Origin of the sequence: Xanthobacter luteus (assembly GCF_040049235.1) — a bacterium.
Classification (GTDB): Bacteria; Pseudomonadota; Alphaproteobacteria; order Rhizobiales; family Xanthobacteraceae; genus Xanthobacter.
This window is the reverse complement of record NZ_JBDZDO010000001.1, coordinates 734942-750756: the sequence shown is the minus strand read 5'-3', so window position 1 is coordinate 750756 and position 15815 is coordinate 734942. Positions and strand designations below refer to the sequence as shown.

Below are 15815 nucleotides of genomic sequence, written 5' to 3'. Positions count from 1 at the left end.
GCTCATGGCATAGGCGCTAGGCACCATAAGCGGCAGGCCGAACAATCGGCCGCACATTCGAGGGGTACCAGATGACGAAGCTCAAGCTTGCCTTGCTCGCCATCGGCGCGGGCCTGTGCGCCGGCGTGGTCACGCCGGCGCTCGCTCAGGTGAAGATCGCCGCCGCCGGGCCGTTCACCGGCAGCATCGCCGCCTTCGGCGCCCAGATGCGCAGCGGCGTGGAGGCGGCGGTCGCCGACATCAACGCGGAAGGCGGCATCCTCGGCCAGAAGATCGAACTCATGGTCGCCGACGACGGCGGCAAGCCCGAGCAGGGCGTCGCGGCGGCCAACAAGCTCATCACCGACGGGGCAAAGTTCGTGGTGGGGCACATCAATTCGGGCATCTCCATCGCCGCCTCGCAGGACTACCAGGATGCGGGCGTGCTGCAGATTTCGCCCGCCTCCACCAATCCGGTCTTCACCGAGCGCAAGCTGTGGAACACTTTCCGCACCTGCGGCCGCGACGATCAGCAGGGCTCGGTGGCCGGCGCCTACATTGCCGCCAACCACAAGGGCCAGAAGGTCGCCGTGGTGCACGACAAGTCGCCCTACGGCAAGGGCCTCGCCGACGAGACGCTGAAGGCCATGAACAAGGATGGCCTCAAGGAGGCGCTCTACGAGGGCATCAATCCCGGCGAGAAGGACTATTCCGCCCTGGTCTCCAAGATGAAGGCGGCCGGAGTGGATCTGGTCTATTTCGGCGGCCTGCATCCGGAGGCGGGCCTGATCGTGCGCCAGATGCGCGACCAGGGCATGAAGACCGTCCTCATGGGTGGGGACGCGATCACCGACAAGGAGTTCTGGAGCGTCGCCGGCCCGGGCGCCGAGGGCACGCTGATGACCTTCGGCCCCGATCCGCGCAAGAATCCGGCGGCGGCCGCGACCGTCGCGAAGTTCAAGCAGAAGGGCATCGATGCGGAAGGCTACGTGCTCTATGCCTACGCCGCCATGCAGGTGATGAAGCAGGCGGCCGAGGCGGCGAAGTCGCTCGACCCGCAGAAGGTGGCGCAGGCGATGCACTCCGGAAAGGTGTTCGACACCGTGCTGGGGCCGCTCTCCTTCGACGCCAAGGGCGACATCACCAAGCTCGACTACATCGTCTATGTCTGGAAGGACGGGGCCTACACGCCGTTGTGATGAGCCCGGCCGGGGCTGCGGCTCCGGTCCGCTTCCGGTCCGGAGCCGTTGCCGGACCAGGCAAGACCAGCCGCGCGCATCCGGCGGCCCGGCAGGTTACGGCCGCTCCGGCGAGGGCCGGATCCGCAGGCAGGTGCCGGACATCTCGAGAAGCCCGGACCGCACCATCACACCGAGCGTCCGATAGAGGGCCTCGTGCGTCAGCCCGAGCTCCGCGGCCCAACTCTTCTTGGACTGCGACAGGACAAGCCTGCCGCCGCGGCCCTCGGTCTCGATGAAATGGAGGATCCGGTCCCGAGCGGCGCGCAGCGCGAGGCGTTCCGCGTGCGCGCGGACCCGCCTGAGCTCGTTGCTCAGATGGCGCAGCCACACCTCGCGCACCTCCGGCAGGGCGAGCGCCGCGCGAAATTTCGTCAGGGGAACCACCCAGGCGCGGGTGCCGATGGCCGCCATCGCGTCACAGTGATAGGCGGCCTGATCGAGGCTCGCCTCGGCCAGGAACCCCTGGGCCGTCCGCTGGAAGACCACCTCCATCCCGGTCGGCGAGCCGCGCACGAGCCGCGCTTCCCCGGCGAGGATGAAGAACATGGATTGCGGGCGATCGCCGCGCCGGAACAGCGCTTCGCCCCTCTTGTAGGACTTCTCCACGCCGGCGCCGCCGACCGCGGCGTCGAACAGGGCGAGGAGGTCGAGGCATTCCATGGCGACATCCCCCCTATGATCGCGATCATAGGGGGAGGCCGGGCGCCGGGCTAGGGTGCGCCGAAAGAGCGGAGACCTTTCATGCGCCGAGTCCTCTTCGCGGTCGGGAGCCTCGCCCTGCTCTGCGCCATGGCCGCCGCGCAAGCGCCGCTCGATCACGCCAACGGGCCCGCGGCCCACGCCGCTCCGGCGGCCGCCTCAGACCCGCGCGCGTTGGTGCCTATGCCCCAGCCTCTCGCGCAGCACATGCTCGCCAACATGCGCGATCATTTGGCGGCGCTCCAGGAGATCCAGGCGCATCTCGGCACGGGGCAGATGGACGTCGCCGCGCGGATCGCCGAGACGCGCCTCGGCTTTTCGTCTCTCGGGCTCCACGGGGCCCATGAGGTCGCGCGGTTCATGCCGCCAGGGATGCAGGACGCCGGCTCGGCCATGCACAAGGCGGCGAGCCGGCTCGCCCTTGTCACCACCGACGCCGCGGCGACCGGCGAGATGGCGCCCGTCTTCTCCGCGCTCGCCGCCGTCACCGGCGCCTGCGTCGGCTGCCACGCAGGCTACCGCATCAAATAGGCGCCGAAGCCGCGGGGCGCAGGGTGATTGCCCGGCCGCGCCTCAGCCGATGGTGGAGAGCGCCGGGAAGGTCTCGATCAGCCAGTAGCTCGCATGGGCGATCCAGCCGGACATGAAGGCGATGCCGGTGAGCACCAGCAGCGCGCCCATGGTCTTCTCGATGACCGGCAGGAAGCGGCGCATGCGCTTGATGCCGGCGAGGAACGGGCGCACCGCCATGGCCGCCACCAGGAACGGCACGCCGAGGCCGAGCGAATAGACCGCGAGCAGCATCGCCCCCTTGGAGACGGTCGCCTCCGAGCCCGCCACCGCCAGGATCGCCCCCAGCACCGGGCCGAGGCACGGGGTCCAGCCGAAGGCGAAGGCGAGGCCCATCACGAAGGCGCCCCACATGCCGGCCGGCGCGCGCACGTTCGCCCGCGCGGTGCGGTGCAGGAGATGGATGCGGAACACGCCGAGGAAGTTGAGCCCCATCACCACGATGGCGAGCCCGGCGATGATGGAGAGCGTGTCGAGATGGGCGCGCAGCAGGTCGCCGATGGCGGAAGCGCCGGCGCCGAGCGCCACGAACACCACCGAGAAGCCGGCGACGAACAGCAAAGCCCCCAGCATGGCGCGCCGTGCCACCGCCTTCACCGGCTCCTCGCCGGCGAGCTCGTCCAGCGTCGCGCCGCCGAGATAGGCAAGATAGGGCGGCACCAGAGGCAGCACGCAGGGCGAGGCGAAGCTCACGAAGCCGGCGAGGAAGGCGGCGGGGAGGGTGACGTCGGCCATGGAAACCTGGTGGCAATCCCTTGCGGGCGCCCTTCGTGGGCTGCCCTTTGAAGCGGCGGCGCCAGCTCTGTTCAACAGGTAGAGGGCGATTCACCGCCCATGGGGAACCACGTGGTGGTTCCGCATGGAGGCGGATCGCGCTCTAGCCGGGCCGCGCTCCTTGTGAGCGCCGAAGGGCGCCCCCGCAAGGCGCACGTCGCCGCGCTCTCCGCCTTGTGAGGCCGCGCTCCGGCGCGCCGCGCGCGCTCAGGTATCCAAGGCGCGCTCGCGCGCTCAGGCGCCGAGCCGCGCCTCCAGCGCCGCGAACAGCGGGTTCTCGGTGGAGAAGACGTAGTCGATGGCGCCCACGGTCACCATGCTCGCGCCGCGCGCGCGCAGGAAGCTGGCGAGGCCGTGCAAGGTGTCCGGCGGGCAGTGCAAGGTCAGCATGCCCGAGGAGGTGGGCCCGCCGAACGGCGCGATGCAGCGGAAGCGCGCCACCGCCTGGTCCACCAGCGAGCCGTCGCAGCTGGCGAAGCGGGTGCGCACCTCGCGCATGGTGCGGGCGCGCTTCTCGGCCGCCATGCGGTCGAACATCACCGCCGCGGCGGCGCGCGCCGCGCCGGTCCAGGGCGCCGAGAGCGAGGCCACGAGGTTGGCCTCGGACTTCAGGATCACGCCGTCGTCCACCACCTTGAGCGCGTTGGCGGCGAGCGTCGCGCCGGTGGTGGTGATGTCGACGATCAGCTCGGCGGTGCCGGCGGCGGGCGTGCCCTCGGTCGCGCCCGCGCTCTCGACGATGCGGTAGTCGACGATGCCGTGGCGGGCGAAGAAGCCGCGCGTGAGGTTGACGTATTTGGTGGCGACGCGGATGCGCCGGCCGGTGCGGCCGTGGAAATGGCCGGCCACGTCGTCGAGGTCGTCCATGGAATTGACGTCGATCCAGGCCTGCGGCACCGCCACCACCACGTTGGCCTGGCCGAAGCCGAGGCCTTCCAGCAGCGCCACCTTCTGGTCGGCATCGAGGATGTTCTCGCGCACCAGATCCTCGCCGGTGACACCCAGATGGGCGGCGCCGGAGGCGAGGGCGGCGGCGATTTCGGAGGCCGAGAGGTAGGCCACCTCCACGTCCTCCACCCCGCCGAGCGCGCCGCGATAGTCGCGGGCGCCGCGCGCCTGCAACAAGGGCATGCCGGCGCGGGCGAAGAAGGCGTGGACATTGTCCTGCAGCCGGCCCTTGGAGGGCACCGCGAGGATCAGCTTGCCGCTCATCGCGCACCCCCCACCATCGCCAGGCGCTCCACCCAGGCCGCGAGCCCGACCGCCGGCACGCAGGACGGCGCCCCAAGGCGCGAGAGCAGACGGTCGTAGCGCCCGCCCGCCACCAGCGGGCCGAGCCCGTGCCCGGTCGGCGCGTGCAGCTCGAACACCATGCCGCTGTAATAATCGAGCGGCCGCCCGAAGGCGGTGGAAAAGCGCACCGCGGCGAGGTTCACGCCGTGCGCGCTGAGGAAGCCCGCACGGGCGTCGAACAGATCGAGCGGGCGGGAAAGGTCGAGGCCGGCCTCCCGCGCCAGCGCGCGCATGGCGGCGGAGGCGCCGTCGGGGTCGCCGGCGATGGCGAGGTAGCGCTTGAGCACCGCGCCGGCTTCGCTGGAGAGGCCCGCGCCGCTCTCCAGCGCCGCCTGCTCCAGGAAGCGGGCGGCGATCTCGGACACCGAGCGCCCGCCCACGGTGGAGATGCCGGCGATGGAGAGCAGATCGGTGATCAGCGCGCGCGCCGCCTCGGGGTCGGCGCCGGTGAGCGCGGCGAGCACGCCGGAATGGGTGCTTGCCGCCTCGGGGGCCGGCGCGCCCACGCGGGAGAGGTCGACGTCGAGCCGGCTCTGGCCGAAATCCTTGAGCAGGCGGCGGCGCATGGCGGGGGCGAGCGGCAGCGCGTCGAGCAGCGCCGCGAACAGGCCCACGTCGCCGAGCCGGATCAGCGGCTCCGGCAGGCCATAGAGCGCGCAGGCGTCGAGGCCGAGCGCGAGGATGTCGGCGTCGGCGGCGGCGACGTCGGTACGGCCGAAGGATTCCACCCCGGCCTGGCGGAACTCGCCGGAGCCTTCGCCGCGGAACCGGAACACCGGGCCGAGATAGCTCACCGCCGCCGGCACGGCGGCCTGAGCCGCCAGGATCGCGCGCGCCACGGGAATGGTGAGGTCGGGCCTCAGGCACAGTTCGCGGCCCTCGGCGTCCACCGTCAGATACATGCGCCGGCGGATGCTCTCGCCCGACAGGTCGAGGAACACGTCCGCCGGCTGGAGCACGGGCGGATCGAGATGGGAAAAGCCCGCCGCCTCGAAGCGGGCGAGCAGGGCTTCCTCCAGCGCGCGGGGGTCGCGCGCAGCGATGGTCGGTGCCGCTTTGGGCATGAGCGTTTCTTCCATGGTCGCGCGGCTTCTAGCAAAGCCGAAGCCCGCTAGCCACCCCGGCCCGCCCTTAAGGCGCGCGGGCTCCTCGGCTATGGTGGGGCCGGGGAATCACCCGCGACGCGGACGAGGCGCACATGGCCGAGACGACGACAGGCGCTTCAAGCGCGCCGGAGGTGGCGAAGATGAGCTTCGAGGAGGCGCTGGCCGAGCTCGAATCCATCGTCGCCGCGCTGGAGCGGGGCAATGTGCCGCTGGAGCAGTCCATCACCATCTACGAGCGCGGCGAGGCGCTCAAGAAACGCTGCGAGGCCTTGCTCGCGCAGGCGGAGGCGCGCGTCGCCACCATTACCCGCGACGCCGACGGCCGCCCCGCCGGCACCACCCCCCTCGACCCGGAGGGGTAGCGGGGTCGGGGCGCTCACAGGCCGTCGAACCACGCCTTCCACAGCGGCGCCGCCGTGGCATAGGTGCCGCGATGGTCGGTGGCGCCGGTGGATATGGCCTCGACCCGGGTGTTCCCGCTGCCCATGGCGCGCTGATAGGTCATGGCGAGCTGGCCCTGGCCCTCGGTGATGACCTCGTCCTTGGCGCCGAAATAATTGCGCACCGGCGAGCCGATGACCCAGCGATAGGCGGTGGTCCGGTCGCGCAGCAGGCGGCCATAGGCCGAGGCGGCGAACGCGCGCGGGTCGAAGAAGGCCGGGTTGATGAGCTTGTGGAGGTCGGTGGGGATCTGCGCGGCATCCACCGGCTGGCGCTCATAGGCCTTGAGGGCGAGCGCGTAGACCTCCTCCCGCAGCAAAGCGCGGGCGAGGCCCGGCAGGCCGTAATAATTCTCGAACGAGAATGCGGTGAGGATGAACAAGGTCGACACCCAGTCGGCATCGTTCGGCCGCGGGAAGTCGAGGAAGCCGCTCAGGGTGGCGAAGCCGTCGAACGGCGCGCTGGCGGTGGCCGCACCCGCGACCGGAACGCCCGCCCGCTCCAGCTTCTCCAACAGCGCCATGGTGACGAACCCGCCCTGCGACCAGCCGCCCAGCACCAGCTTGGAGCTGGTGAGCTTCAGGTGGGCGAGCACCGCGCGGGCCGCCATCAGCATGTCGTAGGCGGACTGCTGCTGGCTCTCCTTCACCAGATAGCCTTCGCGCGCGCTCGACGTGCCGAGGCCGAAATAGTCGGCGCCGACGACGATATAGCCTTGTCCGGCGAACTGGGCGAGGGCGAGCTGCGTCTCCGGCGACTGCTCGGGGAAGGAGGGCACCTGCTGTTTCCCGTAGACCGTGCCGTGCTGGTAGGAGAGCAGGGGAAAGTCCGAGGCCCCGGTGTCCGGCACCGCCAGCAGGCCGCTCGCCACGGTCGGCGCATTGCCCTTCTCCGGGATCACGGAGGCATAGGTGATCCGGTAGAGCCGCACGGCGTTGCGCGCCGGCGTGAAGGCGGGGGCGACGCCGAAGAATTTCGGCACCTCGGTGGAGAGGACGGCGTTGAGCCGGTCCGCATCCCAGCGGCCGATCTCCTCATAGCTCACGCCGGAGGTGACCGGGATCATGCGGTCCGCCTGGGCGTGGGCGCCGGGCGGGAGGCCGAGCGCGGCGGCGGCGAGCGCGGCGAGGAACAAGCGGACGGGAAGGGACATCACGGTCTCGCGGTCAGGCTCCCGGCGGGCGGAGCCGGACCACGCTAGCAGCGGACCATTGCCGCATTGTTGCCGGCGGCGGCATCGGCCGTCCCGTTCCGGGACGCCGCCACTCCGGCCGCCGGCACGCAGCAGGAACCAAGCGGGACCGAATCGGACGCGGCGCCAGCGTCACGCTTTGTTCGCTCCGCCTGCGCCGGCCGGCCGACGCGGAAGAAGAACAAGATGGCGATGTGCACCCGCGCCGAAGGTCCCGCCCGTTGTTTTGCCGCGTTCGGGCGTGATGTTGTCGATTGGCAACGCCTCTTCCCTCACAGATTGAGGAATGTGGCTGGCCATTCGATTCATCCTTGCGCAGCAGGTGCCGCCCCTGGCATTGTCGCGATATGCTATCCCAGCGCCAATTTTCGGACCGGGAAGAAAAAATCAGCTGATTTTCATTCTAAGCCGACTTGGTATCAAACATCGTATGCTTATCCAAGCCCATTGGAGGAAGTCGATGGCGCAAGACTTGATTCGGCGCGCAACACGTGCTCTTCGCCGCCAAGGTGCTTTCCTGTCTGGGGTGATGCTGACGCAGTCGGAAGAGAAGCGCGCCGCGGAAGCTGCGCAGTTTTGGTCGGAGAGTGAGAATAACGAAACGATCAAAGACAAGTCCCACTGGCGCGGCTTCGGGCGCTATGCGGACGACGACGTGTGGCTGAAGATCGGCCATACGAGGCTGCACGAGCTTGAAAGCCTTCTGGCGCTCGCGGGCCGGGGGCCGGCTCAGAGCATGATCGAATGGGGCCCCGGCGGAGGCAGCAATGCCGTTGCGCTCGCCCCCACGATGCAGAAGTTTTACGGCGTCGACATCTCGCAAGCCAATCTGGACGAGTGCGGGAGACAGCTTCGATCCGTGGGATTTACGAACTATGATCCGGTTCTCGTCGATCCGGCAAATATCGATCTCGTCAAGGACGCGTGCTTGGCAGGCATCGAGCCTGTAGATTTCTTCCTATCGGTCGCCGTCTTCCAGCATTTTCCCAGCAAGGCGTTCGGCCTTGAAATTCTGTCCTTGGCCAATCGGCTGATGAAGCCAGACGGCGTTGCTCTGATTCAAATCAGATACGATGACGGCTCCATCCGAATGCGTGCAAAGAATTCGAACTATCGCGAGAATGCGATGTTTTTTACATCATACAAAATCGATGAATTCTGGATTGCGGCGGAAGAGCGCGGCTTTAGGCCCTTGGCGTTGAAATTGATGCCCGAAGTTTGCTATGCTTACTACTTCCTGGCGAAAGCCGGCTCCCAGGCCACCTGAGTCTGTTGCCTTGAGAAAATGAACCGGCAGGGATCGATCCCGGGGCCGAGGGCGCGCGGGCGATGCGGCGTGTCTGCGATGCCGGGCGTCGGTCGACCCGTCATGCGCCAGCGCCCCAGCCCTGCCGGACAGCGCACCTGCCGGTCTGCGCGGGCGGCTCTCAATAGATGCCGGGGATGATGCGCTTGGTGCGCGCCATGTAGGCGTCATACTTGGCGCCGAAGGCCTCGCGCATCATCTTCTCCTCCCGGCCAACGCGGAAGAAAAACAGCGTGCCGAACCCCACCAGGCCGGACAGGCCCGCCAGCAGGTTCGGCAGCAGCAGCGCCTGCGCCAGCGCCCACAGGAAGAAGGCGGAATACATGGGGTGGCGCACCTTGGCATAGACGCCCGAGGTGATGAGTTCGTGCCGGTCCTTGATCTCCAGCGTCACCGACCAGTAGCGCCCGAGCGCCGTATGGGTGCGCCAGAACAGCCAGAGCGCGGCCAGGAACACGGCGACGCCCGCCACAACCTGCGCCGGCGCGGGGGCATAGGACAGGGCGCCGGGAAAGCCGGTGGCCGCATAGACCGCCGGGATGACGCCGAGGCCGAGGGTGGAGATGGACAAAAGCGCCATCTCCCGCGCGGTGCGGTGGCGCGCGTCCTGCACCTTCATGCGCCGCGCCTTGCGCTCGAACGGCAGGCGCAGGACGAACCAGGAGATCACGCCCAGGACCCAGGCGATCTTGGACAAGGCGAGCAGGCTCATGGGGTCCTCACATCAGGGTCGCGCCACGGCCCCGGATGGCCGGCGCCATAGGGCCGCATCAGGCCGCCGCCGGCGTCGAGATAGGTCTTCAGGCCGTTGGCGCTCGCCGCCAGAAGGTCGAAGCGCAGCGGGCTCGCCAGCACGGCGAAGAAGTCGTAGCCGGCGCGCTTGTCGTTGGCGAGCAGGTACTGGCAGTGCAGGCGCATCATGTCGAGCCGGAAGCGGGCGAAGGTCGCCGCGCTCAGCATGTCGCGGATCGGGTGGGCGCGGATCAGCGGCCGGTCGGAGAAATCGCCGGTCACGGTGCGCAGCGGCGCGAACCGCGCCTCCTCCAGGGTCACCGGGTTGATGCGGTAGAAGCTCACCATGTCGTCGCGCGCCTGGATCTCCAGCCAGCCGATGGCGCGCGCCTGCGCCACCGTCGCGGCGGCGTCCCGCAGCCGGCCGCCGGCCGGATGCAGCGCGAACTTGGCGGTGGTCGAGCCCACGGTGAGCAGGCGCACCGGCACGCCGTGGCCGAAGCCGGGGTCGCTCGCGATCGCGTGCGCCAGCGCGCTCACGGCGAGCATCGCCCCGAGGCTGTGGCCCACCACCACGATCTCGTCCAGCCCGCCCTCCGCCCCGCCGTCCGCCGCGACCTCGGCGATGCGCGCGCCGAAGGCCTTCATGCGCGCGTCGATCGCCGGGTGCCGCCCGCGCACGAAATCCACCGAGAATTCGGCGAGGTCGAGCGACTGCTTGAGGCGCAGCTTGCGCCCCGGCCAGCGCATCAGCAGGGCGCCGGCGCCCACCGCCACCGCAGCCCCGAGCAGGCCGGCAAGCGGCGCGCCGATCGCCGGCGCGGCGGCCCCATAGGCCAGCAGGCCGAGGCCGATCCCGGCGCCCCAGAACAAGGCCAGCAGCACATAGGTGAAGATGAAGAAGAAGCCGTAGCGCGGGCTGCTCTTGAAGTAGCGCGCCAGGGTGCCGCTCGACACCATGTCGGCGAGCGCCCTGAGCGAGCCGAGGAGATGGGAAAGCGGGCCGCGCGCCATGTCGGCCGCAACAAGGTCGTTCCAGGCCAAGAGCTCGAAGGTGGCGGTGGTGCGCCAGTCGGCGCCCTCGGCGGCGATGGTCCAGGCGGCGCCGGTTGGGGTCGGGCGTGGCGCCTCGTCCAGGCAGCGGGCGTCGGCGAGGCCCCAGGTCTCGCGGAACCGCTTCAGCTCCCGCTCGAAGATCCGGCGGTGGCCGTCCGCCGGCATCGGGTCGTAGCCCGGCACCAGGAACAGGTGCCGGCGCTCGGTCCGCCATCTCGCGCCATCCCACATGGGCGGGCTTCTAGCGAAGTTCGCGCCGGGTGGCTATGGGGCGCGGCCTTGCATTCGCGCCGGCATGGAGGCAGGAGAGTGCGGCGCCGGCCCGCGCCGGCGATGCGCGATCCGCCTTTGCGGGACCGCGCGGCGCGGGGAAGGCCCGACCACGGAGGCGAAAGGCGCGCGCGTGTTCCCGTCGAAGCCCGTTCCCGCCGCCGAGGCCGCCCCCGCCGCTGGCGAGGTCGCGGTGGTGTTCGTGACCTACAATAGCGCCGGCGTGATCGGCCGCGCGGTGGCGTCCGTGCCGGCGGGCTGCGCGGCGGTGATCGTCGACAATGCGAGCCCCGAGGGCACCGCCTGGCGCTCCGGCCTCGCCCGTCCCGCCGAATTCGTGGCGATGGGGCGCAATGCCGGCTTCGGCACCGCCTGCAATGCCGGCGCGCGCGCCGCCCGCGCCCGCTACGTGCTGTTCCTCAATCCCGACGCGGTGCTGGAGCCCGGCAGTCTCGCGCGCCTGCTCGAGGCCGCAAGGCGCTACGGGGCGCCGGGCGTTTTCATGCCCACCATCGTCGGCGAAGACGGCAAGGCGATGCGCAAGGAGGGCTCGGTGTTCGAGCCGGTGCCGCGCCGCGCCCGCCTGGGCCGAAACGAGGTGGCGGGCGACTATTGCACCCGCTTCGTCCACGGCGCCGCCTTCATGATGGAGCGCGCGGCCTTCCTGGAGCTGGGCGGCTTCGACGAGGCGATCTTCCTCTATCACGAGGACGACGACCTCTCCTTGCGCCTGGTCGAGCGGCGCATTCCCATCACGGTCGTGGCCGATGCGCGGGTGGTGCATGCGGGCGGCGGGGCGAGCACGCCGAGCCTTGCCCACACGTTTCGCGTCAACCGCGCCAAGAAGCGCTCCGAGCTCTATCTTTATGCAAAGTACCGCCGCCGCCGCTCGCGCGTGCGGGACGCGGCGGTGCTGCTGGGCGGCTGCGTCCTGGCGGCGCTGCTGCTCGACCCGCACCGCTTCATGATCCGCGCCGGCAAGCTCGCGGGCGTGCTCGGCGCGAAAGCCGCGGGACCCTCGTGAGGGTCCCGCGAGGTTCATCGGGCATTGCGGAAAAGCTGTCTTGCCGACGGCGAGGGGATGCGGCAAGAGGCGGGCGGGGCGGTGGGACGGCGGGCCGCGCGGCCCGCGCCGCGCCATTTTGGGCCGGGGCGGCCTCCGCCCTCTTGCGCGTTGCGTCAGCCTTCCCAGCTGTGTAAGGCTCGATTTGCCGGCTCGGACCGGCCCGGAGCGTTCCGTGAGCTTGAAGACACCGTTGCTCGATACCATCAAGGATGCCGCCGACGTGCGGCGCCTGCCCCAGGACAAGCTGCCCCAGCTCGCCGCGGAACTGCGCGCCGAGACCATCGACGCGGTCTCCGTGACCGGCGGGCATCTGGGCGCGGGCCTCGGCGTGGTGGAGCTGACGGTCGCCCTGCACCATGTCTTCAACACGCCGCACGACCGGCTGATCTGGGACGTGGGCCACCAGTGCTATCCCCACAAGATCCTCACCGGCCGGCGCGATCGCATCCGCACTTTGCGCATGGGCGGCGGCCTGTCCGGCTTCACCCGGCGCTCGGAAAGCGTGTACGACCCGTTCGGCGCCGCCCATTCCTCCACCTCCATCTCGGCCGGCCTCGGCATGGCGGTGGCGCGCGACCTCGCGGGCGAGGAGCGCAACGTGGTGTGCGTGATCGGCGACGGCGCCATGTCGGCGGGCATGGCCTATGAGGCCATGAACAATGCCGGCGCCATGGACAGCCGCCTGATCGTCATCCTCAACGACAACGACATGTCCATCGCCCCGCCCACGGGCGCCATGTCGGCCTATCTGGCGCGGCTGATCTCCGGCCAGACCTACCGCTCGCTCAGGGAAATCGGCAAGCAGATCGCCGGCCACCTGCCCAAGTTCGTGGAGCGCGGCGCGCAGCGGGCCGAGGAGTTCGCGCGCGGCTTCTGGACCGGCGGCACGCTGTTCGAGGAGCTGGGCTTTTATTATGTCGGCCCCATCGACGGGCACAATCTCGACCACCTGCTGCCGGTGCTGAAGAACGTGCGCGACGCCAAGACCGGGCCGATCCTGGTGCATGTGGTGACCCAGAAAGGCAAAGGCTACGCCCCCGCCGAGGCGAGCGCCGACAAGTATCACGGCGTGGTGAAGTTCGACGTGGTCACCGGCGCGCAGGTGAAGGCGAAGTCCAACGCGCCGTCTTATACCCGCGTGTTCGCCGAGAGCCTGATCGCCGAGGCGAAGCGCGACCCCAAGGTGGTGGCGATCACCGCCGCCATGCCGTCCGGCACCGGCCTCGATCTGTTCGGGCAGGTCTATCCCGACCGCACCTTCGACGTGGGCATCGCCGAGCAGCATGCGGTGACGTTCGCCGCCGGCCTCGCGGCGGAGGGCTTCAAGCCGTTCTGCGCGCTCTATTCCACCTTCCTCCAGCGCGGCTACGACCAGGTGGTGCACGACGTGGCGCTGCAGGGCCTGCCGGTGCGCTTCGTGATCGACCGCGCCGGCCTCGTGGGGGCGGACGGGGCGACCCATGCGGGCGCCTTCGACGTCGCCTTCCTCGCCTGCCTGCCGGGCATGGCGGTGATGGCGCCCGCCGACGAGGCGGAGCTGACCCACATGATGGCCACCATGGCGGCCCACGATGCCGGACCCATCGCCGTGCGCTTCCCGCGCGGGGAAGGCGAGGGGGCGGAGCGGCCGGAGAAGGGCCAGGTCCTGCCCATCGGCAAGGGGCGCCTGGTGCGCGGCACCGGCGCCGGCGACGTGGCGCTGCTCTCCCTCGGCACGCGGCTTGCCGCCTGCCTGGAGGCGGCCGAGCGCCTGGAGGCGCAGGGCCTCAAGGTGAGCGTCGCCGACGCGCGCTTCGCCAAGCCGCTCGACCGCGATCTGATCCTCAAGCTCGCCGCCGGGCACGGGGCGCTGGTGACGGTGGAGGAGGGCGCGGTGGGCGGCTTCGGCAGCCACGTGCTCCAGCTCCTCACCGAGGAGGGGGCGCTGGACGCCGGCGCGCTGAAGGTGCGCGCCATGGTGCTGCCGGACATCTATATCGAGCAGGACAGCCAGGCCCGCCAATTGGCCGAGGCCGGGCTCGACGCCGCCGCCATCGTGGCGAAGGTGGAGGCTCTGGGCCTTAGGGCGAGCGCCGGCCGGAGCCTGCCGAAGGCGGGGTAGGGGCGGGGGCAGTTTGTGCGCGCGCGGTGCGCCGCCTAGCGCGCCAGAATGAAGTTCGCGATCGCGGCCACCGCTGCCGCATCGTTGCCGGCGAAGCCGTGGCCCGAGAATGGGCCGCAGGGCTTGCCCTGGCCCGGTCCCGATCGGATCCACGCCACCTGCGCCCGCCCGCTCCATGCCTGGAACGGCGCCACACCCGATGCCGGCGTCAGCGCGCAGGGATCGTCGGGGTTGTGGACGATGAGGGTGCGCGGCAACGCGCCAGGGGAGCCCACCGCGGCTTTCACGGACAGGGGCGCCGGTCCGGGCATCAGCATGCCCGAGACAAGGACGAGGCCGTCGGCCTGGCTGCTTCCCGCCGCGGCGGTCGGCGTGCCCTTGCTCATGCCGACCACCACCACGGGGTGACCGGCTCGGGCCACCGCGGCGGCCACGCCGTCCTGCGCCACGACCGTGGCGATGCCCCTCTGCTCAAGGGCGGCGCGATTGCGGATGAGGAAATCGGATGGCACCGCCCCACCGGCGCCCGGCACCAGGATCGCGGTCGCGCGCGGCTTGCCGGCCTGAGCCGCGGCGTCCGGCGACGTCAGGACGACCAGGCCCGCAGCCATCGCAGCAGCAGCGAGACACGCAATGCGTGCCAGGCGAAAACATATCAGGAACTCGTTTGTACGCGGCATGGTGCCCCCCCAGGCTGCGCACCAAAGTATCGGCGCGCAGTTGGGGTCTTGCAATCCTGACGCGAGGTCAGGTCGGTACGATTTGTCGGTCGAAGTCCGCGTCCAGGGCGCTGCTGCGGTTCTCACCGCACCCGTAGCCCCTACGCCGCGCAGGAGAGGAAGCCGGCCTCCAGCGCCTTGGCATCGAGCTGGCGGCCGATGAAGACGATGCGGCTCAGCTTCTTCTCGTCGTCCTTCCAGGGGCGCTGGTGGTCGCCATCGAGGATCATGTGCACGCCCTGGAACACGAACCGGTCCGGATCGTCCTTGAAGGCGAGGATGCCCTTGGAGCGCAGGATGTTCGCGCCTTCCTTGGCCACCAGGTCCTGGACCCAGGGGAAGAACTTGTCCGGGTCGAGCGGCTTGTCGGTGGCGAACGACACCGACTGCATCTCCTCGTCATGGACATGCTTGAGCCCGCCGTGAGCGTGCCCGTTCCCGTGAGCGTGCCCATGATCGTGGGCATGGTCGTGGCCGCAGCCGCAGTCGGGGCCGTGCTCATGGTCGTGGTGATGGTGCCCCTCGTCCTCCTCGAGGAAGGCGGGCTCCAATTCCAGGATGCGGTCGAGGTCGAAGGCGCCCTGGTTCAGCACCTTGTCGATCGCGATCTGCGATTTCTGGGTGCGGTAGAGCTTGGCATAGGGATTGATGCCGCGGATGCGGGCCTCCACCTCGGCGAGCTCGTCGGCGCTCACGAGGTCGGTCTTGTTGATGAGGATCACGTCCGCGAACGCCACCTGGTTCTTCGCCTCGGGGGCATCCTTCAGGCGGTCGGACAGCCACTTGGCGTCGGCCACGGTGACCACCGCGTCGAGCTTGGTCTTGGCCTGCACCTCCTCGTCCACGAAGAAGGTCTGCGCCACCGGGGCGGGGTCGGCGAGGCCGGTGGTCTCGACGATGATGCCGTCGAACTGGCCCTTCCTGCGCAGCAGCCCGTCGATGATGCGGATGAGGTCGCCGCGCACGGTGCAGCAGATGCAGCCGTTGTTCATCTCGAACACTTCCTCGTCGGCGCCGACCACCAGGTCGTTGTCGATGCCGATCTCGCCGAACTCGTTGACGATGACGGCGAACTTCTTGCCGTGCGGCTCGGAGAGGATGCGGTTGAGCAGCGTGGTCTTGCCCGCACCCAGATAGCCGGTGAGGACGGTGACGGGGATCTTCGCGGACGGGGTCTCGGCCATTTCTCACACCTGGTCTTGCCGGCGCCGCGGGGTCCGCGATCGCCGAAAGGCGGCAGACGCGATCCCGCCCGCCGCCGGATTTGCCG

Annotated in this window: 16 protein-coding genes; 6 read left to right on the top strand and 10 right to left on the bottom strand. The window is 70.0% G+C overall.

The window, feature by feature from the left end; translation table 11 throughout:
• The first annotated feature begins 71 nt into the window (after positions 1 to 71).
• Positions 72 to 1178, top strand: coding sequence for a branched-chain amino acid ABC transporter substrate-binding protein (locus tag ABLE88_RS03670; RefSeq protein ID WP_348830106.1), 1107 nt, complete (start codon positions 72 to 74; stop codon positions 1176 to 1178).
• A gap of 96 nt (positions 1179 to 1274) precedes the next feature.
• Here the strand turns inward: ABLE88_RS03670 and ABLE88_RS03665 are convergent, their stop codons facing one another.
• A complete protein-coding gene (locus ABLE88_RS03665) occupies positions 1275 to 1880 on the bottom strand; it encodes a Crp/Fnr family transcriptional regulator (RefSeq protein WP_348830105.1) in 606 nt (201 codons plus the stop codon).
• 81 nt (positions 1881 to 1961) lie between these two features.
• Between ABLE88_RS03665 and ABLE88_RS03660 the strand changes: the two genes are divergently transcribed.
• Positions 1962 to 2450 (top strand): hypothetical protein, encoded by a 489-nt coding sequence (locus tag ABLE88_RS03660; RefSeq protein ID WP_348830104.1) that lies wholly within the window; start codon positions 1962 to 1964, stop codon positions 2448 to 2450.
• A gap of 42 nt (positions 2451 to 2492) precedes the next feature.
• On the opposite strand, the gene ABLE88_RS03655 is transcribed toward ABLE88_RS03660, so the two are convergent.
• The 3 genes from ABLE88_RS03655 to ABLE88_RS03645 form a co-directional block, all read right to left on the bottom strand.
• Complete coding sequence (locus tag ABLE88_RS03655; RefSeq protein WP_348830103.1) at positions 2493 to 3224, bottom strand: cytochrome c biogenesis CcdA family protein; 732 nt, start codon at positions 3222 to 3224, stop codon at positions 2493 to 2495.
• 273 nt (positions 3225 to 3497) lie between these two features.
• Positions 3498 to 4475: an ATP phosphoribosyltransferase gene (gene hisG, locus ABLE88_RS03650; protein ID WP_348830102.1), complete on the bottom strand. Its 978-nt coding sequence runs from the start codon at positions 4473 to 4475 to the stop codon at positions 3498 to 3500.
• Entirely contained in the window at positions 4472 to 5620 is a 1149-nt protein-coding gene (locus ABLE88_RS03645) for an ATP phosphoribosyltransferase regulatory subunit (protein WP_348830101.1), read from the bottom strand. Before ABLE88_RS03645 ends, hisG begins: the two co-directional genes overlap by 4 nt.
• Before the next feature lie 134 nt (positions 5621 to 5754).
• Here ABLE88_RS03645 and ABLE88_RS03640 point away from each other — a divergent pair, with 134 nt between their 5' ends.
• Positions 5755 to 6024 (top strand): exodeoxyribonuclease VII small subunit, encoded by a 270-nt coding sequence (locus tag ABLE88_RS03640; RefSeq protein WP_348830100.1) that lies wholly within the window; start codon positions 5755 to 5757, stop codon positions 6022 to 6024.
• A 14-nt stretch (positions 6025 to 6038) separates the two neighbouring features.
• Here the strand turns inward: ABLE88_RS03640 and ABLE88_RS03635 are convergent, their stop codons facing one another.
• Both ABLE88_RS03635 and ABLE88_RS03630 read right to left on the bottom strand, forming a co-directional pair.
• Positions 6039 to 7256 carry an alpha/beta hydrolase family protein gene (locus tag ABLE88_RS03635; RefSeq protein ID WP_348830099.1) on the bottom strand — a complete coding sequence of 406 codons (1218 nt, stop codon included), beginning with the start codon at positions 7254 to 7256 and terminating at the stop codon, positions 6039 to 6041.
• A gap of 171 nt (positions 7257 to 7427) precedes the next feature.
• Complete coding sequence (locus ABLE88_RS03630; RefSeq protein WP_348830098.1) at positions 7428 to 7595, bottom strand: hypothetical protein; 168 nt, start codon at positions 7593 to 7595, stop codon at positions 7428 to 7430.
• Between ABLE88_RS03630 and ABLE88_RS03625 the strand changes: the two genes are divergently transcribed.
• The gene (locus ABLE88_RS03625) at positions 7582 to 8562 is read left to right on the top strand and encodes a methyltransferase domain-containing protein (protein WP_348830097.1); all 981 of its coding nucleotides are present in this window, start codon (positions 7582 to 7584) and stop codon (positions 8560 to 8562) included. The genes ABLE88_RS03630 and ABLE88_RS03625 overlap by 14 nt on opposite strands.
• Positions 8563 to 8722: 160 nt before the next feature.
• Here ABLE88_RS03625 and ABLE88_RS03620 read toward each other — a convergent pair whose 3' ends face one another.
• Both ABLE88_RS03620 and ABLE88_RS03615 read right to left on the bottom strand, forming a co-directional pair.
• Entirely contained in the window at positions 8723 to 9313 is a 591-nt protein-coding gene (locus ABLE88_RS03620; protein WP_348830096.1) for a protein-S-isoprenylcysteine O-methyltransferase, read from the bottom strand.
• Entirely contained in the window at positions 9310 to 10620 is a 1311-nt protein-coding gene (locus ABLE88_RS03615; RefSeq protein WP_348830095.1) for a hypothetical protein, read from the bottom strand. The genes ABLE88_RS03620 and ABLE88_RS03615 overlap by 4 nt, the downstream gene beginning before the upstream one ends.
• 172 nt (positions 10621 to 10792) lie before the next feature.
• Here ABLE88_RS03615 and ABLE88_RS03610 point away from each other — a divergent pair, with 172 nt between their 5' ends.
• Together ABLE88_RS03610 and dxs are read left to right on the top strand one after the other, a co-directional pair.
• On the top strand, positions 10793 to 11683 hold the full coding sequence (locus ABLE88_RS03610; RefSeq protein WP_348830094.1) for a glycosyltransferase: 891 nt from the start codon (positions 10793 to 10795) through the stop codon (positions 11681 to 11683).
• 214 nt (positions 11684 to 11897) lie between these two features.
• A complete protein-coding gene (gene dxs, locus ABLE88_RS03605) occupies positions 11898 to 13826 on the top strand; it encodes a 1-deoxy-D-xylulose-5-phosphate synthase (RefSeq protein ID WP_348830093.1) in 1929 nt (642 codons plus the stop codon).
• Between the two features lie 35 nt (positions 13827 to 13861).
• On the opposite strand, the gene ABLE88_RS03600 is transcribed toward dxs, so the two are convergent.
• Entirely contained in the window at positions 13862 to 14506 is a 645-nt protein-coding gene (locus ABLE88_RS03600; RefSeq protein WP_348830092.1) for an alpha/beta hydrolase, read from the bottom strand.
• A gap of 140 nt (positions 14507 to 14646) precedes the next feature.
• The gene (locus ABLE88_RS03595) at positions 14647 to 15729 is read right to left on the bottom strand and encodes a CobW family GTP-binding protein (protein WP_348830091.1); all 1083 of its coding nucleotides are present in this window, start codon (positions 15727 to 15729) and stop codon (positions 14647 to 14649) included.
• Positions 15730 to 15815 lie beyond the last annotated feature (86 nt).